Annotated in this window: 17 protein-coding genes; 8 read left to right on the plus strand and 9 right to left on the minus strand. The window is 66.0% G+C overall.

Annotation, left to right across the window (positions count from 1 at the left end):
* Positions 1-11: 11 nt before the first annotated feature.
* From AC07WS_RS14695 to ppc, 4 genes are all read right to left on the minus strand, one after another.
* Complete coding sequence (locus AC07WS_RS14695) at positions 12-962, minus strand: hypothetical protein (RefSeq protein WP_494729797.1); 951 nt, start codon at positions 960-962, stop codon at positions 12-14.
* 8 nt (positions 963-970) lie between these two features.
* On the minus strand, positions 971-1,486 hold the full coding sequence (locus AC07WS_RS14700; RefSeq protein ID WP_494729798.1) for a nuclear transport factor 2 family protein: 516 nt from the start codon (positions 1,484-1,486) through the stop codon (positions 971-973).
* A 77-nt stretch (positions 1,487-1,563) separates the two neighbouring features.
* Positions 1,564-2,496 carry a hypothetical protein gene (locus AC07WS_RS14705; RefSeq protein ID WP_494729799.1) on the minus strand — a complete coding sequence of 311 codons (933 nt, stop codon included), beginning with the start codon at positions 2,494-2,496 and terminating at the stop codon, positions 1,564-1,566.
* A 612-nt stretch (positions 2,497-3,108) separates the two neighbouring features.
* Positions 3,109-5,925, minus strand: a complete 2,817-nt coding sequence (gene ppc, locus AC07WS_RS14710) for a phosphoenolpyruvate carboxylase (RefSeq protein ID WP_494729800.1) — start codon at positions 5,923-5,925, stop codon at positions 3,109-3,111.
* 148 nt (positions 5,926-6,073) lie between these two features.
* Here ppc and hemC point away from each other — a divergent pair, with 148 nt between their 5' ends.
* The 4 genes from hemC to AC07WS_RS14730 are packed head-to-tail and all read left to right on the plus strand — an operon-like array spanning position 6,074 to position 10,245.
* The gene (gene hemC / locus AC07WS_RS14715; RefSeq protein ID WP_494729801.1) at positions 6,074-7,093 is read left to right on the plus strand and encodes a hydroxymethylbilane synthase; all 1,020 of its coding nucleotides are present in this window, start codon (positions 6,074-6,076) and stop codon (positions 7,091-7,093) included.
* Between the two features lie 7 nt (positions 7,094-7,100).
* Positions 7,101-7,904 carry a uroporphyrinogen-III synthase gene (locus AC07WS_RS14720; RefSeq protein ID WP_494729802.1) on the plus strand — a complete coding sequence of 268 codons (804 nt, stop codon included), beginning with the start codon at positions 7,101-7,103 and terminating at the stop codon, positions 7,902-7,904.
* Positions 7,901-9,046, plus strand: a complete 1,146-nt coding sequence (locus tag AC07WS_RS14725; protein ID WP_494729803.1) for a uroporphyrinogen-III C-methyltransferase — start codon at positions 7,901-7,903, stop codon at positions 9,044-9,046. The genes AC07WS_RS14720 and AC07WS_RS14725 overlap by 4 nt, the downstream gene beginning before the upstream one ends.
* Before the next feature lie 2 nt (positions 9,047-9,048).
* Positions 9,049-10,245, plus strand: a complete 1,197-nt coding sequence (locus AC07WS_RS14730) for a heme biosynthesis protein HemY (protein WP_494729804.1) — start codon at positions 9,049-9,051, stop codon at positions 10,243-10,245.
* Positions 10,246-10,274: 29 nt separating this feature from the next.
* Here the strand turns inward: AC07WS_RS14730 and AC07WS_RS14735 are convergent, their stop codons facing one another.
* Together AC07WS_RS14735 and AC07WS_RS14740 are read right to left on the minus strand one after the other, a co-directional pair.
* Complete coding sequence (locus AC07WS_RS14735; protein WP_494729805.1) at positions 10,275-10,514, minus strand: hypothetical protein; 240 nt, start codon at positions 10,512-10,514, stop codon at positions 10,275-10,277.
* 16 nt (positions 10,515-10,530) lie between these two features.
* Positions 10,531-11,289, minus strand: a complete 759-nt coding sequence (locus AC07WS_RS14740) for a DUF899 domain-containing protein (protein ID WP_494729806.1) — start codon at positions 11,287-11,289, stop codon at positions 10,531-10,533.
* 965 nt (positions 11,290-12,254) lie between these two features.
* On the opposite strand from AC07WS_RS14740, the gene ppa reads away from it, so the two are divergent.
* The gene (gene ppa, locus AC07WS_RS14745) at positions 12,255-12,797 is read left to right on the plus strand and encodes an inorganic diphosphatase (protein ID WP_494729807.1); all 543 of its coding nucleotides are present in this window, start codon (positions 12,255-12,257) and stop codon (positions 12,795-12,797) included.
* A 40-nt stretch (positions 12,798-12,837) separates the two neighbouring features.
* Here ppa and AC07WS_RS14750 read toward each other — a convergent pair whose 3' ends face one another.
* Positions 12,838-13,305 carry a Crp/Fnr family transcriptional regulator gene (locus AC07WS_RS14750; protein WP_494729808.1) on the minus strand — a complete coding sequence of 156 codons (468 nt, stop codon included), beginning with the start codon at positions 13,303-13,305 and terminating at the stop codon, positions 12,838-12,840.
* A gap of 438 nt (positions 13,306-13,743) precedes the next feature.
* On the opposite strand from AC07WS_RS14750, the gene AC07WS_RS14755 reads away from it, so the two are divergent.
* Positions 13,744-14,352, plus strand: a complete 609-nt coding sequence (locus AC07WS_RS14755; RefSeq protein WP_494729809.1) for a PEP-CTERM sorting domain-containing protein — start codon at positions 13,744-13,746, stop codon at positions 14,350-14,352.
* A 9-nt stretch (positions 14,353-14,361) separates the two neighbouring features.
* Here AC07WS_RS14755 and AC07WS_RS14760 read toward each other — a convergent pair whose 3' ends face one another.
* A complete protein-coding gene (locus tag AC07WS_RS14760; protein ID WP_494729810.1) occupies positions 14,362-15,495 on the minus strand; it encodes a GNAT family N-acetyltransferase in 1,134 nt (377 codons plus the stop codon).
* Between the two features lie 127 nt (positions 15,496-15,622).
* Here AC07WS_RS14760 and AC07WS_RS14765 point away from each other — a divergent pair, with 127 nt between their 5' ends.
* Positions 15,623-17,686, plus strand: coding sequence for an NAD(+) synthase (locus AC07WS_RS14765; RefSeq protein WP_494729811.1), 2,064 nt, complete (start codon positions 15,623-15,625; stop codon positions 17,684-17,686).
* Between the two features lie 113 nt (positions 17,687-17,799).
* The gene (locus tag AC07WS_RS14770; protein WP_020705920.1) at positions 17,800-18,138 is read left to right on the plus strand and encodes a P-II family nitrogen regulator; all 339 of its coding nucleotides are present in this window, start codon (positions 17,800-17,802) and stop codon (positions 18,136-18,138) included.
* A 139-nt stretch (positions 18,139-18,277) separates the two neighbouring features.
* Here AC07WS_RS14770 and AC07WS_RS14775 read toward each other — a convergent pair whose 3' ends face one another.
* Positions 18,278-19,315, minus strand: a complete 1,038-nt coding sequence (locus tag AC07WS_RS14775) for a hypothetical protein (protein ID WP_494729812.1) — start codon at positions 19,313-19,315, stop codon at positions 18,278-18,280.
* Positions 19,316-19,336 lie beyond the last annotated feature (21 nt).

Here is a 19,336-nt window from a genome sequence, read left to right on the forward strand (position 1 = left end):
GTCGGGTGGGGTTATTCGATGCCGCTGGCGCGCGCGCGGATGCGCTCGCGCTCGTTGGGGAAGATCCTGGCCTGCAGCGCTTCCAGCTGCAGCCGGCGGGCGTCGGAGCCGGGCAGGGCGGCCAGGCGGCCGGCCTCGGCGCGATAGCGCAGATAGTGCGCGCGCCACTCGCGCTCCTCGCCGGCGGCGGCCTCGTAGCTCTGCGTGGCGCGCGCCAGCAGTTCGCGGTTGTCGCTGGCGCGCGCGGCGTCCCGGGTGGCGCCGTGCAGGCGGCGCTCGCGCAGCGTGTTGGAATCGGACTCGGGCTCGGCTTCGCCGGCCCCGGCGGCGTTGGCGCCAGCCTGCTCGCGCAGCTCGGCCAGCGCTTGCGCCAGTTCGGCATCGTCGGCGCCGAACCACACGCTGGCCGTGGCCGGGCCGAAGCTGCTCTGGCGCAGGCGCGCGCGCTGCTGCTGCCAGTTTGCCAGTTGCTCCACCTGCTGAGGCGAGGGCGCGGCGCCGGCGGGCAGGGCGATGCGCTGGCTTGCCAGCAGCTCGTCGTGCGCGCGCACATAGGCCGCGTAGCGGACGGCCAGCGTCTTGGCCTGGTCGCCGGCGGCGCCGCTCACCTGCCGTTCCAGATGGGCGCGCAATTGGTCGGCGCGCGCGGCCAGGTCGGCGTCTTCGCCGCGTACCAGGAAGAATTCGAACAGCATGCGCAGCGGCCCGTCGATTACCAGCTTGCCGGCGGAGTCGGTCGCCAGCGAGGAGGGCGGCAGTTGATCGTCGGGCGGCAGTTCGCTCGGCTGGCGCAGGCCGTTGTCCAACCTGCCGAGACCGAAGCTGTCGTGCCAGGCCGGCGCGTCAGCCCGCGGCGCCGGTACGGCCGGGGTGTCGGCCGCTGGCCAGTACCATGCCAGCGCCACACCGGCCAGGGCGGCGGCGCCTAGCCAGTAGCGCTCCCGGTGCGCAAGCGACGTCATGGCCGGCTTCAGTATTTTTTATTGATGGCCGGCGCCGCCAGGTCGGAGCCCGGCACGGCCTTGCTGGCGCCGTCCACGGTGGCGGCGTAGCGGGTCAGCACCTTCCAGCCGCCGTCCATCTGCTTCCAGGTATCGACCACGAACACCTGCGTGGGCAGCGCGCTGTTTTTCGGCGCCGCGATCTTCCACAGGAAGCTGACCACGGCCAGCTCGCCATATTCGTGCACCGCCATTTGTTCGATGCTGGAATCGAGCGCCGGCGCGGCAAACGCCTGCTGCTGCCATTCGGCACGCGCGGTCGGGCGGCCGGGGACGGCGGCGCTGCGCAGCTCGAACTCGTCCGCGACGATTTTTTTCAGGGCCCCGGCGTCGCGCTGGTGGACCGCGTCCAGCCAGTCGTTTTCCAGGGTGCTGAACAGCTGTACCGTGCGGGTGACGGTCGGCACCGTGCGCGGCGGCGCGGCGTGCAGCGCGCCCTGCGCCAGGGCCAGCAGCGCCAGCCCGATCAAGGTTTTCTTTTGCATCGAGGTTCCAGTGAGAAGAATGCCGCCGCGATGCGCCGCGGCGGCAGGATCGGTTCTAGCCGATTGTACTCGCCTGCTTAGGGATAGTGCTGCGCGCACGCCTGGCTAGGCAGCAGCACCCAGTTCTGCTGGATCAGATACTTCATGGTGCCGAAGGTCTGGTTGTACTTGGCGCCGTTCGACGCGGTGGCGGTGGTGCCGAAGTTCCACGCGCACTTGTCGCCGTTTTCCATGCCGCTCTGCGTCGAGTACCAGGCGTTGCCGTCCGGGTCGGTGACCGCCTCTTCCAGTTCGTGCGCGAAGATGCTGGCCATGGCATCCGCGCCCGGCGTGTTGTTCGGGCTCGGCGAGGTGGCGCCGCAGGCCGATGCGCACTGGGTTTCCGGATTGCCGACAAAGGCGTATTTGATGTTCTGGCCGTTGAAGTTGGTGTTGGTGTGCCAGCCGCAGTACTGGGTGCAGAAGCCCGAGGTGGCGGTGGTGTTCTTGTCGGTCATCACGAAATAGATGGCGTTGGCGTCCAGCGGCAGCGCGCCGGAGCTGATGGCGCTGGTCACCACGGTCTGGATGTTGGCGTCGGTCAGCTTGGCGCCCAGCGTGCCGGAGTTGCTGGTGCTGCCGGCCAGGGTCACCTGGTTCACCACGTGGGTGTTGCTGGCGTTGTAGTAGGTGGTGTTGATGTTGAAGTAGGGCGAGCCGCCGATGTGCGAGGCGATATTGTTCAGCACGTTTTGCGATGCGCTGTCCCAGGCCGAGCCGTACCAGATGTAGTAGACCTTGGTCGGCGCCACCATCACCGGGCCGCCCTGGTAAGTCAGGTTGGCGCTGCGCTGCGCCCTCAGCGTGGCGGCCCGTTCCGGACGGCTCATCGAATCGAGGTCGAGTTCGCCCCAACCCTTGCCGGTCGGTTTGAACAGGGAGTCCTTGTCTTCCTTGATGGCGCCGGCGTGCGCGGCGGTTACACAGGCCAGGCCGGCTGCCAGCATGGTCAGTTTGCGGGTGAAAGTCATGTCGATTTCTCCAATAGGTGTGTCGCAAGGTTCAACTGAATAAAGTCGTCCTGGGGGACGATCTGTGGTGTGCGTCGCTGCGCAGGTCTGCAGCCAGGCGCGGCGCGCACGCTTCCAGCGCGCGCCTTGGCGGCGCGCGTGAAATCGCGGATTCCGGCCAGCGCCGGGATGTGGCGGGCTGGCGGGAGGGAATTCGGAATATGCCGGGCTCTAGAGCAAGAGCGCTTGATAGGTCAGGGCGGGGCGATATATGGGTGACAGACGACGGGTACTCGACTTCATGTGAACGCTCCGGGTCAGATTTTGCCGCTCCGCTCCACGCTTTTGGCGCTGGCGGAAATATTGTTTATATTGTTTTAAATTCGTCGATCAGCTGTGTTTAATTCTACTGAAGTGTTTTATGTTGCTAGTGATTTTTCGTGCGGTGTGTCTGCAAATCCATACACTTTTCTGAAAAGAATACAAACAATGCAATGCTGAAAACCATCACTATTTGCCAATGTTTTGACTGCAGGTAGGTTTTTTTTCGTTTTATAACAAAATGCCCCCTGCGCAGCCAAAAAAAAACGCCCCGGACCTTGCGGCGCGGGGCGTTGCTGAGCGTGCGACGGTTTAGCCGGTGTTGCGCAGGCCGGCCGCGACGCCGTTGATCGACAGGTGGATGCCGCGGTGCACCCGCTCGTCCGCCTTGCCCGGTTCGCTCGACAGCGCGCGGTGGCGCTTGATCAGCTCGACCTGCAGGTGGTTCAGCGGATCGAGGTAGGCGAAGCGGTTCTGGATCGAGCGCGCCAGCAGCGGGTTGCCGGCCAGGCGCTCGGTGGCGCCGGTGATGCTTTGCAGGATGTCCAGCGTGGTCGCGTGCTCCTCGGTGATGCGCTTGAAGATGCGCTCGCGCAGTTCCTTGTCCTGCACCAGCTCGGCGTAGCGCGAGGCGATCGCCAGGTCGGTCTTGGCCAGCACCATGTCCATGTTCGACAGCAGCGTGGCGAAGAACGGCCACTGCCGGAACATGGCCTGCAGCTGGGCCAGGCGCTCGTCGCGCTGGCCGTCGGCGATCCAGGCGCCGATGGCGCTGCCGAAGCCGTACCAGCCCGGCAGCAGCAGACGGCACTGGCCCCACGAGAAGCCCCACGGTATCGCCCGCAGGTCTTCGATGCGCTTGGTCGACTTGCGCGAGGCCGGGCGCGAACCGAGGTTCAGCTCGGCGATCTCGGCGATCGGCGTGGCGGCGAAGAAGTAGTCGGTGAAGCCCGGGGTCTCGTAGACCAGGTGGCGGTAGGCCTGGTAGGCGCGGTCGGAGATCTCGGCCATCACGGCCTCGAACTGGCGCAGCTGGGCCAGGTGGGCGCCGTCGGCCGACTGCGGCATCAGGCTGGCCTCCAGCGTGGCGGCCACCAGCAGCTCCAGGTTGCGGCGGCCGATGTCCTTGTTGGAGAACTTGGAGGCGATGATCTCGCCCTGCTCGGTCAGGCGGATCTGGCCGTTGACGGTGCCGTGCGGCTGCGCCAGGATGGCCTCGTACGACGGGCCGCCGCCGCGGCCGACCGTGCCGCCCCGGCCGTGGAACAGGCGCAGCTTGACGCCGGCCTTCTCGAACACGGTGACCAGGTGGGTCTCGGCCTTGTACAGCTCCCAGTTGGAGGTGAGGAAGCCGCCGTCCTTGTTGGAGTCCGAGTAGCCCAGCATGACTTCCTGGATCTGGCCCTGGCGCGCGATCAGCGCCTTGACCAGCGGGATCGCCATCACCGCCTCCATGATGCCGGCCGCGCGCTGCAGGTCGGGGATGGTCTCGAACAGCGGGATCACCATCAGGTCCAGCTCTTGCTCAGCGATGCGCAGCAGGCCCATCTCCTTTTGCAGCAGCAGCACTTCCAGCAGGTCGGACACGGTCTCGGTGTGCGAGATGATGTAGTTGCGGATGGCGCGCTCGCCGTACAGCGCGCGGATCTGGCGCGCCGCGCGCAGCACGCCCAGCTCGGAGTCGGTCTCGGCCGAGTAGGCGACGTAGGGTGAATACAGCAGGCGCGGCTGCGCCAGCTCGCTCAGCAGCAGCGCCACTTTCGCGTCCTCGTCCAGCGACGGGTAGTCGGGCTGGCCGCCGGCCTTGGCGAACAGCTCGCCCAGCACGCGCTCGTGGATGTCGGACGATTGCCGCATGTCCAGCGAGGCCAGGTGGAAGCCGAAGATGTCGGCCGCGCGCTTCAAGGTGGACAGGCGCGGCTGCACCAGCACGCCGCCGTGGTTGGCGTTGAGCGAGTCGACCAGCACCTGCAGGTCGGCCGAGAAGCCGGCCGCCGTGGCGTACGGCTCGGCGTGGCCCACTTCCTTGCGCAGGATGTTGGTCGCGCCCAGCGCGCGCGCGGTGCTGGCCAGGCGGGCGTAGATGCCGATCAGGGCGCGGCGGTAGGGCTCGTCGGCGCGGTGGTCCGAGGTGTCCGGCGACTGGTCGGCCAGCGCCTGCAGCTGCGGGCTGCAGGCGATCATCAGGGTCGACACCGACAGTTCGGCGCCCAGCAGGTGCGCCTCCTCCAGGTAGAAGTCGAGGATGGTGGTGGCTTGGCGCGTCAGCGCGTGCTCCATGGTGCCGCCGTTGACGTTGGGGTTGCCGTCGCGGTCGCCGCCGATCCAGCTGCCCATCTGCACGTAGGGCGCGGTGGTGGCCTTGGCTTCGCCATAGTGGGCGGCGATGTCGGACTCGATGTCGTCGTACAGGCCCGGCAGCTCGCGCAGGAAGGTGATGCGGTAGTAGGACAGGGCGTTTTCGATCTCGTCGGCCACGGTCAGCTTGGAGTAGCGCAGCATGCGGGTCTGCCACAGCGTGGCGATGCGGGCGCGCAGCAGGTGCAGGTTGGCCGCCTGTTCCTTCGGCGTCAGCGGCAGGTCGCGCTCGGCCAGCAGGCGGGCGATGTCGTGTTCCGCGTCAAGTATGGACTTGCGCTGCACCTCGGTCGGGTGGGCCGTCAGCACCGGGGCGATCAGCGCGTCCTGGAAGAAGGTGCTGACGGTCTCCTGGCTGACGCCCGCTTCCTTGAGCTTGCACAGCGCGAAGTTGACGCTGCCTTGCTGCGGCTTCGAGCCGGCCAGCAGGTGGGCGCGGCGGCGGCGGATGTGGTGCTGGTCTTCCGCGATATTGGCCAGGTGGGAGAAATACGAGAACGCGCGCACCACCGAGATGGTCTGCTCGCGCGTGAGGATCTTCAGCATGCCGTCCAGTTCCTTGGCGGCGCCGGCGTCGGCCTCGCGGCGGAAGCGCACCGCCGTCTGGCGGATGGTTTCGACCACGGCGTAGACTTCCTCGCCCTCCTGGTCGCGCAGCACGTCGCCCAGCAGGCGGCCGAGCAGCCGGATATCTTCTTTGAGCGGCGCGTCCTTGTCCGCGCCAGGTTGTTCAGCCGTTTGATCGTTCGTTGCACTAAATTGATTTGCCATGAGATAAGCCGCAAAGATGTGAAAAGTCGGTGCAAAGGCTTGTGGCCCGGTTCTGCAAGAAGGTGAGCATGATAAAATTTGTGATCTTAAACACGCACGTGGTACTGGCCCGCGCCGGTCAGCGTCGGCTACAGCGAAAGAACTGGTTGTGAAAATATCGGAATTACTACAAAATCCTCCGTCCACCTTGGTGATCGCTTCGCGTGAAAGCCGGCTCGCCATGTGGCAGGCCGAGCATGTTCGGGCTCGCTTGACTTTATTATATCCGCAGTGCGATATTAAAATTGTAGGAATGTCGACAAAAGGCGACCAAATTCTTGATCGCACCCTGTCCAAGGTCGGCGGCAAGGGCCTGTTCGTCAAGGAACTGGAAGTGGCCATGGCCGAGGGCCGCGCCGACCTGGCCGTGCACTCGCTCAAGGACGTGCCGATGGAGCTGCCGGAAGGCTACGCGCTGGCCGCCGTGCTCGAGCGCGAAGACCCGCGCGACGCCTTCGTCTCCAACGACTACGCCTCGCTCGACGAACTGCCGGCCGGCGCCGTGGTCGGCACCAGCAGCCTGCGCCGCCAGTCGCTGATCGCGGCGCGCTACCCGCAGCTGGTGATCAAGCCGCTGCGCGGCAACCTCGACACCCGATTGGGCAAGCTGGACCGCGGCGACTACGCGGCCATCATCCTGGCCGCCGCCGGCCTCAAGCGCCTGGGCCTGCCCGAACGCATCCGCGCGCTGCTGGACCCGGCCGCCAGCTTGCCGGCCGCCGGCCAGGGCGCGATGGCGATCGAGATCGCCGAGCGCGACGACGGCGTCGACCTGATGGCGCTGCTGGCGCCGCTGAACCACGAAGCCACCGCCCAGGCCGTCACGGCCGAGCGCAAGGTGTCCAAGGTGTTCGGCGGCAGCTGCCAGGTGCCGCTGGCGGCCTACGCCACGGTGGAGGACGGCCGGATGCACCTGCGCGCCATGGTCGCCACGCCGGACGGCGCGCGCATGGCCAGCGCCGAGGTGCGCGGCGCCGCCGCCGAGCCGGAGGCGCTGGGCGAGCAGGTCGCCGCGCTGCTGCGCGCGCAGGACGCGGTCGGCATCCTGGCCTCCTGCCTGAGCGAAGCGGCCCAGTCCGAGGCCGACGCCCGTTCGGCCACGCTGGCCGGCGGCCCGTCCGGCGCCTGACCCGGGGATGACCGGCGCCGTCGTCATCACCCGTCCGCTGGCGCAGGCCCGGCCGCTGGCTGCGCGCATCGCCGCGCTGGGCCGCCGGGTGGAGCTGCTGCCGCTGCTGGACATCGAAGCCCTGCCCGAACCGGCCGCGCTGCTGGCCGCGCTGGCGCGGCTGTGCGCGCCGCAGCCGGGCTACAAGCTGGTCGCCTTCGTCTCGCCCAACGCCATCGACGCCGCCTTCGCGCATATCCGGCAGTGGCCGGCCGGCGTGCAGCTGGCCGTGCTGGGCGAGGGCAGCCGCGCCGCGCTGGCCGCGCACGGGATCACGCCCGACACGGCCGACATCGTCAGCCCGGCCGACAGCGCCCACAGCGATTCCGAACACCTGCTGCAGACGCTGGACCTGGCCGCGCTGCGCGGCCAGCCAGTGCTGATCGTGCGCGGCGAGAGCGGGCGCGAGCTGATGGCCGACGGCCTGCGCGCGGCCGGCGCCGTGGTCGACGTGGTGCCGGCTTACCGCCGCTCGGTGCCGCGCCTGACGCCGCAGCTGGCGGCCACGCTGCGCGCTTTGCTGGCGCAGCAAAACGACTGGATCATCACCAGCTCCGAAGCCCTGCGCGGCCTGTGCGCGCTGCTGGCCCAGATGGACGCGGAACACCCTGATGCAGCGCAGCAGAATTGTGTTGCGGCGATGCAACAGCAGCATTTGATCATTCCGCACGCCCGGATTGCCGAAACGGCAAACAATTTGGGCTTTTCCCGACTGACGCTCACCGGATCAGGCGACGAACGCCTGCTGGCCGCGTTACAATCACGCCTATGAACGATTTGCCTACCTTACCCGATCCTGTCGTCTCCGCCGGCGCCGCCGCCGAGACTCCGCCTGCGGCCAAGCCGCAGCCCGAACCGAGCCTGCTCGAAACCGTGCAACAGCCGCAGATGCTGCTGGTCGGTATCGTCGTGCTGGCCATTTTGCTGGCCGGCCAGACCTGGTCCTCGCACAACCAGGTGCGCAACCTGCGCGAGGAAATGGCGCGCCGCCTGCAGAAGGGCGACGCCAGCAACGCCGAGACCGGCACCTTGGCGCGCGCCGTGCAGGAGACCAGCAAGGAGCTGCAGGGCAAGGTCGCCCTGCTGGAGAGCAAGCAGCAGGAGGCGCAGAGCCAGCAACTGGCGCTGGAGCAGCTGTACCAGGACCTGTCCAAGAACCGCGACGAGTGGGCGCTGACCGAGATCGAGCAAGTGCTGTCGACCGCCAGCCAGCAGCTGCAACTGGCCGGCAACGTGCCGGGCGCGCTGATCGCGCTGCAGAACGCCGACCGCAGCCTGTCGCGCTCGGACAAGCCGCAGTTCATCACCATCCGCCGCGCCATCGCCAAGGACACCGAGAAACTGAAGGCCCTGCCGAGCGTGGATTCGGTGGGCATGGCGCTGCGCCTGGACAACGTGATCGCGCAGATCGACACGCTGCCGATGCTGTCGGACGAAAAGCCGACACTGCCGGCGCCGCCGGAAAAGAAGGCCAAGGCCAAGCCGGCCGTGGGCAAGGGCGGCAAGCCTGAGCCGGTCGAGCAGACCAGCCCGTGGCTGCAGGCGCTGCAGGACGGCTGGAACAGCTGGAGCGGCGAGATGTGGACCGACGTGCGCCAGCTGATCCGCGTGCGCAGCGTGACCACGCCGGACGCGCTGATGCTGTCGCCGACCCAGGCCTACTTCCTGCGCGAGAACCTCAAGCTGCGCCTGCTGAACGCGCGCATGGCGCTGTTGTCGCGCAACGAGACGGCCTTCCGCGCCGACCTGATCGCGGCGCAGGAAGCGCTGGTCAAGTATTTCGATGTGCGCGCCAAGTCGACGCAGACCGTGCAGATGCTGCTGCGCCAGGTACAGAGCAGCAACCTGGCGATCGAGATGCCGACCCTGTCGGACAGCCTGAACGCTGTGCGCAACTACAAAGCGAAGCCATAGTCATGCGTTTATTTCTCTGGATAGTCGCTTTGATGGCCGCGGCCATCGGTATCGCCGTGACGGCGCGTTTCAATCCCGGCAACGTGGTGCTGTTCTACCCGCCGCACCGGATCGACCTGTCGCTGAACTTCTTCGTGGTGCTGGAAGTGGCGCTGTTCGCCTTCCTGTACCTGGTGATCCGCGCCTTCCGCGCCACGGTCAAGATGCCGGGCAAGGTCGCCGCCTACCGCCAGCGCAAGCGCGAGCGCGACGGCAACAAGGGCTTGCGCGAAGCGCTCAAGGCCTTGTTCGAAGGCCGCTTCGGCCATGCCGAGAAGGCCGCGATGCGCGCCTCGGAGCTGCCGGAAAACGCCGGCGTGGCGTCGCTGATCGGCGCGCGCGCCGCGCACCGCATGCGCCAGAGCGCCCGCCGCGACAACTGGCTGGCCAAGCTGAGCGACGACAACGCGATGAAGACCGCGCGCCTGATGACGATGACCGAACTGCTGGTCGACGACCACCAGCCGGAGCAGGCGTTGGCGGCGGTGCAGGAGCTCAACGCCAGCGGCACCCGCCACATCCACGCGCTGCAATGGTCGCTCAAGGCCCAGCAGCAGGCCAAGAACTGGCCGGAAGTGCTGCGCCTGGTGCGTTCGCTGGACAAGCACCGCGCGCTGCATCCGGCACTGTCGTCGCGCCTGCGCGAGCTGGCCTACGACGACATGCTGTCCGACAGCGCGCACGACGCCGAATCGCTGCAGCGGGTGTGGGCCACGGTGCCGAACGCCGACCGCATCAAGCCCTACGTGGCCTGCCGCGCCGCCACCGCGCTCAACGCGCGCGGGCTGCACGACGAGGCGCGCCTGGTGGCGGAGGAATCGCTGGCCGCCGACTGGGACGACCGCGTGGTGCGGGCCTACCGCGAAGCGGCCGCGCCGGCCGGTTCGGCCGCCTTGCTGATGCAGATCGAGCATTGCGAGAACTGGATACACGCGCGTCCGACCGACGCCGAACTGGCGCTGACGCTGGGTTCGCTGTGCCTGAAGCAGAAGTTGTGGGGCAAGGCGCAGCGTTACCTGGAGCAGGCGCTGTCCGACGCGGCCGATCCGCGCATGGTGCGCGAGTCGCACCTGAAGCTGGCGCAGCTGCACGAAGCGCTGGCCCAGCCGGAAGAAGCTGCCAGCCACTACCGCCAGTGCGCGCTGGCCACCATCCTCTAAAAACAAACCCGTCCTTGCGACGGGTTTTTTTACGCCGCGCAGAACCGCTTCAGCAGCGCGTTGACGGCGGCGCTCATGGCCAGCATCGCCGCCGCGTGCAGGCAGGCCGCCGCCAGCACCAGCGTCTGCGAACCGGCCACGGCCACCTCGCGCACGGCGCCGTCGCTGCCGCACAGCGGCACCAGCACCGGCGCCAGCATCAGGCCGGCGCCGTGCAGGGCCGTCATCAAGGCGGCCGAGGCGGCGTGGCCGGCCGCGATCGGCGTCATCGCCCGTAACGCCTGCTCATGCCGCCGCATGACAGCACGCGCTGGCGGCGGGCGCGGCCTCGTAACGGTCGTGGTGGCGCACCCATGCCATGGTGTAGGGAAGGGCGTCTTCGTTGCGGCCCAGCGGGGTCAGGTCGAGGAAATTATAGGTGTGCATCATCACCTCCACGCCGCGCCCGTAGGTCGAGTAGCTGTGGTAGACCACGCCGTCGTCGTCCTTGTAGAACACGCTGACGCCGGGCATGTCTGGGTTTTTGATGGGCTGGCGCTGGTAGTTGTAATCGACTTCGCCGCTGGCCAGCTCCTCCGGCCGGAAGCTGACGTGGAAGTCGTAGTTGAAATCGCCTTCCCCCGACGACACCCAATGGAAGCGCCAGCCCATGCGATGGCGGAAGCGCTCGATGTCGCCCAGCGCCGCGCGCGAGATGGCGACGAAGCTCACGTCGCGCTGCGCCAGGTGGGCGAGGGCGCCGTCGGTATGGTCGGCCATGTAGGAGCAGTGGCCGCATCCTTGTTCGGCGCCGGGCGTGAACATGAAGTGCTGCACCACCAACTGGCGCCGGCCTTCGAACAGGTCGCCCAGCGTGCGTCGGCCTTGCGGCGTGTCGAACACATAGTTTTTCTCAACGCGCACCCAGGGCAAGGCCCGGCGTTCGCGGGCGACCTGGTCGCGCATATGCGTCAATTCCTTCTCGCGCGCCAACAGGTTCTGGCGTTGCCGCAGCCATTCGGCTGGCGTGACGACGGCATGGTTCAAGGTTTCAGTACTGGTCATGGTTGGCTCCTGTGGATGCGCCTCGGATCGGCGCTGCAGGACAACTTTAGGCCAGTGGCCGCGCAGCGGGGAGTAACAAGATTGTCGCGAAACCGGCCAAATGGGGCCATGTCGCGAATCGCACCTGACAGTTCCGCAAACCCGTTCTCACGACGAATTTTTATTGGCCGGACCTCGGGCATGTGCAAGGCGGGGTCTATTTTTTCGGCTTTTACTAAAACCCGCTAACCACTACTACCCAATGCTAACCATCGATATTTCGTGCGGCTCCTCGCTATTTTTGGAACTAAAAAATACTAATCGCCTCTAACGAATACAGGCCGAAAAATTAGTAGCGATTAGCATTCGGCACGGCATTTTTAGTAAGGGATAGCGCTGTGTAGTAAAGGTTAGTAGTGGTTAGCAGCGCTTAGTAAAAACCGATTTTAGAGAGCCCCCATGCCTACATCGCCCAAGATCAAGCCCACGTATAAGCTCCAATTCCCGATCCGCGTACCGGAATGAAGGGCGCGCGGTGTCGCCATCGTGCTTTGCGAACCTGCACGGCAGCGGCAACCGCAACGCATGGAAAGCCGTGTGGCTGCGCCTCCCCGGCAGCAATGAATGGCTGCTGGCCGAGGTCTGCCGCTCGGCGCGAAAAGCCGCGATAGCGCGCTTGCACGAGGGCGGCGAGCTGGCGAACGGCCGCCCGGCCGAAGGCGAACGCCCTCCGGCGTCGCCGTCGGCGCGCCAGACCGCGGTGCGCCATCTCCCGGCCAGCCAGACGTGGCCGCGATCAGCCGCAGCCCCAGGCAGAGCGCCGGCGGCGCAAGACAGTGACGCTCGGCGCAAGTCCGGCTCAGGAACCTGAAGACTGGCAGCCGTGGCGTCCGGGGACTGTTTTGCGGTGCTGCGCCGCACAAGCGGGCTGTACTTCGCTATAATTATGCGGTTAAACATTTGCCAGCACTTACGAGGAAACCCCCATGAGCTTGAACAAAGTATCTTCCGGCCGCGATCTGCCGAACGATTTCAACGTCATCATCGAAATCCCGATGAACGCCGATCCGATCAAGTATGAAGTCGACAAGGAATCGGGCGCGATCTTCGTCGATCGCTTCATGGGCACCGCCATGCACTACCCATGCAACTACGGCTACGTGCCGAACACCCTGTCCGCCGACGGCGACCCGGTCGACGTGCTGGTCATCACCCCGTTCCCGCTGATCCCGGGCGTGGTGGTGCGCTGCCGTCCTGTCGGCGTGCTGAAGATGACCGACGAAGCCGGTGAAGACGCCAAAGTCCTGGCCGTGCCGGTCGACAAGGTGCTGTCGATCTACAGCCACTGGCAGAAGCCGGAAGACCTGAACGAACTGCGCCTGCGCCAGATCCAGCACTTCTTCGAGCACTACAAAGACCTGGAAAAAGGCAAATGGGTCAAGATCGACGGCTGGTACGGCCCGGAAGAAGCGAAAGCCGAGATCCTGAGCGGCGTCGCCACGTACAACAAGGAAAACGGCATCGCGTAATTCGCGCTGCTAACAACGAAGCCCCGCAAGGGGCTTTTTTTTATCCGCGCGGCGCGCCGCTGGCCGCCTCGGCCTCGCGCCGCAGGCGCGACATGTATTGCGGCGTGATGCCCAGGTAGGACGCGATCGCCCGCTGTGAGATGCGCGCCTCCAGCCCCGGATATTCCTCGCGGAAGGCCGCCAGCCGTTCGTGGGCCGAGGTCTCGCCGTTGGTGTAGGCGCGCTGCGCCAGCGTCTGCAGGCCGTGCATGGCGATGTTGAGGTGGTAGTGCTGCATCACCTCGTGCTGCGCGCGCAGTGCGCAGGAATGCTTCCAGTCCAGCGTGAAGCCGTGGATGGGCGTCTCCGCGACCAGGAACTGCACCGCCGGCTGGCCGCTTTCGCCGTTGATCAGGTCGGTCAGCGTGGTGGCCGATTCGCCCTCGCGGTAGAAACGCAGCGTCACCTCGATGCCGTCGCGGTTGAAAAAAGCCGCTGCGCACCACGCCGCTGCTGATCCAGTGCACATGGGTGGCAGGCACGCCGGCGCGTTGCAGGTACTCTCCCTTGCGCGCGTGGAAAGGCTTGGCGATCGGCGCCAAGAGCTCCGTGACGTTGCTGTACGATTCATCGCTGACGTCGATCCGCTTCATCGTGGCGGTCTTGAACCGCTCACGCTGTCTTATAAAATCTGCATTCATGCTTTGCTTGCCACGTTCCTGATAAAACCCGCCAAGGGGCCCAAAGTATAGGCCTGATTGAAGTTGCTGCGGAGCAAACTGGTTTCATCCCGGGAAGATAATAGTTAACGCTATCATTCTAACCGCTTGGGCGTTTCCGTGCCGTCGCCGACTTTGTGGCTCTTTGTTGCTGTTTCATGCCAATTCGTCACATATTCCTTGATGCAAAAATCATAATCACGTACCATCAAATTTGTATTTTTTATAACTAACTGATGGGGAATCTTATGACGACATTGATGACGCGTTTGCTGGCCACCGCCGGACTGTGCCTTGGTTTGGGCTGGAGCGCTGGCGCCGCCGCTGCCAATTACGATTTCAGCACCTTCATGACCGACGGTCAAAGCTACGAGAATGCGACCTTCGGCGACCTGACCATGACTTCCGAGGCCGGCAACCTGACGTACACGGGCTCGTATGGCGGCGGGCTGTTTGCCGGCACCGGCGGCGACAGCGATATCACGTTCACCTTCGCGCACGCGGTCGGCAACATCTCTATCCGTGCCGGTGACGGCGCCGGCGATGCGGACGCCTTCGGCATCACGGCCTACGCATTCGGCAGCAACGCGCTGCTGGGCACCTGGTATTCGCCGACCTTCGGCACCGATGCCAGCAACCAGTGGTTCACGTTGTCGATTCCCGCGGCGAACGTGGGCCGCATCGTGTTCGATCCCTGCAATTCTGCCCGTTGCCCTGGCCAGCTTGGCGCGGTGGGCGGCGTGGTCTTGACCGACCTGAACGTGACTGCCGTTCCCGAGCCGGAGACCTATGGCATGCTGCTCGCCGGCCTGGCCGTGATGGGGGCGGCCGCGCGCCGCCGTCGCAACGCGGCGTAGGCAGGGACGCTATGGCGGGCATGCCTTGAACGGGGTGCGCTCGCCGAGCTCATCGATATATTCGTCCATGGCTGCCGTTTCCTGCTGCAGGAAGTCGGCGATGGCGTCGGCAAAACGCCGGTCGGCCACCCAATGCGCCGACCAGGTCGGCGTCGGCACCAGCCCGCGCGACATCTTGTGCACGCCCTGCGCACCGCCTTCAAAGCGGGCCAGGCCGTGCCGAATGCAGTAATCGATCGATTGCACGTAGCAGGTCTCGAAGTGCAGGCCGGAGACGAATTCCTGCGTGCCCCAGTAGCGCCCGTACATGATGCCGCCGCCCACCAGGTTCAGCGCGGCCGCCACCGGCGCGTCGCCGCGCTTGGCCAGCACCATCATCATGCTGTCCGGCGTCTCGCGCAGGACGCGCTCGAAGAAGGCCAGCGACAGGTAGGGCTTGGAGTAGTGCGCGTGGTAGGTCGACACGTAGCAGCGGTAGAAAAATTCCAGCACCCCGGCGCCGATCTGCGCGCCCGCCAGGTGCTCGAAGACGATGCCGGCGTCCTGCACGCGGCGCCGGTCCTGGCGGATCTTCTTGCGCTTGTCCATCTTCATGCTGGACAGGAAGGCCTCGAAATCCGCATAACCGGGATTCTCCCAATGGAACTGCACGCCCTCGCGCAGCATGTAGCCGGCCTCGGCCAGCGCCTGCTTGTCCTGCGCGTCGGGGAACAGGATGTGCAGCGACGACGTGCCCAGCTGGCGCGCCACCTGCAGCGCGGCGCGCGCCAGCAGCTGGCGGTCGTCCTGGTTGCGGGCCAGCAGGCGGCTGCCGGTCACCGGCGTGAACGGCACCGCCGACAGCAGCTTGGGGTAGTACTCGATGCCGTTGCGGTGGAAGGCGTCGGCCCACGCATGGTCGAACACATACTCGCCGCGGCTGTGATCCTTCAGGTACAGCGGCATGGCGCCGGCCAGCACGCCGTCGCGGTGCAGCACCAGGTAGCGCGGCGACCAGCCGGTGTCGGGCGAGGCGCAGCCGGTCTGGTGCAGCGCGTGCAGGAAGCTGTGGGCCAGCGTCGGATTGTCGCCGGCCAGCGCCCGCCATTGTGCGGGGTCCACGCCCTCCAGTGTATCGATGATGGTCACGACTGCTTCTGACACGCCTGCCTCCGGCCTTTGATATTGGCGCAAGTCTAGCCTATCTGGCGCGGCTTTGTTGGCGGCGGCCCGGCTGTGCCCGTGCGATAATTCGATTTTGCATGTCCCTTGTGCTCGCGAAAGACTACACATGACCTCGAATTTCCTGAATCTGTACACCCACGATTTCGCCCGCGTCGCGATCGCCGCGCCGGTGTGCCGCATCGCCGATCCCGCCCACAACGCCGCCCAGACCATCGCCCTGGCCGCGCAGGCCGCCGAACAGGGCGCGGCCCTGGTGGCCTTCCCCGAGCTGGGCCTGTCGGCCTACACCTGCGACGACCTGTTCCACCAGCGCGCCCTGCTGGACGGCTGCCTCGACGCGCTCGACAGCATCGTCGCCGCCTCGCAGCAATGGAAGCTGGCGCTGGTGGTCGGCGTGCCGCTGCGGGTCGAGCATCAGCTGTACAACTGCGCGGTGGTGATCGCCAACGGCCAGATCCAGGGCGTGGTGCCCAAGAGCTACCTGCCCAACTACGGCGAGTTCTACGACGCCCGCCAGTTCAGCAGCGGCGACTACGCGGTCGCCACCGAGATCGACCTGCTCGGCGAGCGCGTGCAGTTCGGCTCCGGGCTGCTGTTCGAGGTGGCCGACCTGCCGCTGTTCAAATTCCACGTCGAGATCTGCGAGGACGTGTGGGTGCCGATCCCGCCGTCGTCGTTCGCCGCGCTGGCCGGCGCCACGGTGCTGGTCAACCTGTCGGCCTCGAACGCGCTGGTGGGCAAGGCCGGCTACCGCAACCAGCTGGTGTCGCAGCAATCGGCGCGCTGCATCTCGGCCTACCTGTACACCTCGGCCGGCAGCGGCGAATCGACCACCGACCTGGCCTGGGACGGGCAGGGCGTGATCTGCGAGAACGGCGAGCTGCTGGCCGAATCCAAACGCTTCAGCGACGAGGCCACGCTGACCTTCGCCGACATCGACCTGGAGCGCCTGTCGCGCGAGCGCATGCGCATGAACACCTTCGCGCAATCGGTGCAGCGCCACGCGGCCGAGGTGAACAAGTTCCGCACCGTGTTCTTCGAGCTGGAGATCGGCCGCGAAGAACCGCTGGCGCTGAAGCGCTGCGTCGAACGCTTCCCCTACGTGCCGGCCGACGCCCGCCGTCGCGACGAGCGCTGCAACGAGGTCTACCACATCCAGGTGCAGGCGCTGGCGCAGCGCCTGACCTCCAGCAACACCAAGAAGATCGTCATCGGCATTTCCGGCGGCCTCGACTCGACCCACGCGCTGCTGGTGTGCGCGCGCGTGATGGACAAGCTGAACCTGCCGCGCACCAACATCCTGGCCTACACCATGCCCGGCTTCGCCACCAGCGAGCGCACGCTCAAGCAGGCGCACGCGCTGATGAAGCTGGTCGGCTGCTCGGCGCAGGAGATCGACATCCGCCCGAGCTGCATCCAGATGCTGAAGGACTTGAACCATCCGTATTCGGAGGGGCAGGCGCAGTACGACATCACGTTCGAGAACGTGCAGGCCGGCGAGCGCACCAACCACCTGTTCCGCCTGGCCAACCACCACCACGCCATCGTCTGCGGCACGGGCGACCTGAGCGAGCTGGCGCTGGGCTGGTGCACCTACGGCGTGGGCGACCACATGTCGCACTACAACGTCAACGCCAGCGTGCCGAAGACGCTGATCTCGCACCTGGTGCGCTGGGTGGCCGAGTCCGGCGTGATCGGCCGCAACGACGCGCAGGTGCTGCTCGACATCCTGGCCACCGAGATCAGCCCCGAGCTGGTGCCGGGCACGGCGGACGGCCAGCCGGAGCAGCGCACCGAAAGCACCATCGGCCCCTACGAGCTGCAGGACTTCAACCTGTACTACGTGCTGCGCTTCGGTTTCCGTCCGTCCAAGGTCGCCTTCCTGGCGCTGACCGCGTGGCAGGACAAGGAAAAGGGCCGCTGGCCGGACGGCGACCACGTCACGCGCAACCAGTACGGACTGGGCGCGATCAAGCAGAACCTGGGCATCTTCCTGGACCGCTTCTTCCGCACCAGCCAGTTCAAGCGCAGCTGCGTGCCGAACGCACCGAAAGTGGGCAGCGGCGGTTCGCTGTCGCCGCGCGGCGACTGGCGCGCGCCGAGCGACGCGCAAAGCGTTGTATGGCTGGAGGAATTGCGCTCCATTCCGGTGCAAGAAGCGGGGAATTGACAGGTATTCGCATACGTTGATGGACAGTAGGCGCGTGTCGATTACAATACAAAGTAATCGCTCGCGGCTCGCCCGGCTACAGATTTTCGAGTTAAACAAAATAAGGAGAAGTCATGAAACAGATTACCGCTGTGATCAAGCCGTTCAAACTGGATGAAGTGCGCGAAGCGCTGGCTGAAGTCAACGTCACCGGCCTGACGGTGACCGAAGTCAAGGGCTTCGGCCGCCAGAAGGGCCATACCGAACTGTATCGTGGCGCCGAATATGTGGTGGATTTCCTGCCGAAAGTGAAGGTCGAAGTCGTGGTCGACGACGGCGTGGCCGAGCAGGTGGTGGACGCCATCATCAAGGCCGCCCGCACCGGCAAGATCGGCGACGGCAAGATCTTCGTGCAGAACGTCGAGCAGGTGATCCGCATCCGCACCGGCGAGACCGGCGCCGAAGCCGTCTAAGCGCGTCCGCGCCCCGTCATAAAAAATGCCGCATGAGCGGCATTTTTTGTTAGCGGTCTGTCTTATTTCCGAATGGAAGGTGTAGAAGAAGTCGTTGTCGCGCTGATGGTGCTCATACGATACCCTTTGAACAAATAGTCTAGGGAAGCTTGACCGGGCTGGACGTATAGAACGCGCCACCCCAGCCGTCGGCGGTGAACTGCACCTTCACGGCGACGGTCTTGTCGCAACCGGCAAAGGTCCAGGATTCGGTCCACGTGCCTTGGACCAGGTAGCTGTTCTCCAGCGGCTTGTTGAGCGGAAGATAAACCGCGTTGGCAATCGGCTCGCCGCCGTCGACGCGGACGATCTTGATGTCTTTGGCGTCGCAGCCATCGTTCTTGACTCCGCGAATTTGCGTGGCGGCCGCCATCATGGCCGAGCCATAGGCGTTCTTGAAGGTCGAGACCGACGCCCGCGACGTGCCCAGTTGCCTGATCTGCCGCGCCAGTTGCACATCGTTTGCCAGCACCGGCGGCATCGCCATCTTCGCCTGCTGCATGCCGGCCGCGATGCCGATCATCCGGTCCAGATTGCCCGGCGCCACCGTGCTGGTGAGATAGCCCAGCGTGGCCGCCACCGCGCCCACATGTCCGGCGCCGACGGCGGAGGACAGCCCGTTCAATGCCTCGATCTGCTCGCCGCGCTGCCCGATGGGTGTGGCCGCCAGGGCGTTGTACCTGCCCATGTCCACCTTGCCGCCGGGCGAGTAGCTGTACTTGGGATCGAGCACGAAGACTTCGTACAGCACAAAACCGGCAGCCGGCGAACCCTTGGCCTGCGCCTGGCGCGCGAGTTGGCGCGCCAGCGGCATCGGCTCGTCGGCCTTTTCGCCGCCGCCGATCAGGCATTCGGCCCGGATCAGCATGCCCAATGGGTCGTGTGCTTCGGCGGCCTCGCGCGCCAGGATGCAGCCGCGTTCGGCATTCCGGTGAGGCGGCGGCAAGCCGCGCAGATACTCGGCGAACTTGCCCTTCGCCGCGACGTCGCCCGCGGCGGAGGCATACTCCAGCACCAGCAAGGCGCCGTTGACATCGCCGGCGGCCAGGCGGCGCTCCGCGTCGCCGACCGGATCTGCTTGCGCAAACGAACTGACAAGTACCGCGAGGGGAAGAACCAGCTTGATGCTTCGTTTCATGTCGCTCCTGATAGTGGCTTG

The sequence above is a fragment of the Duganella sp. GW821-FHT01E12 genome, assembly GCF_059422325.1.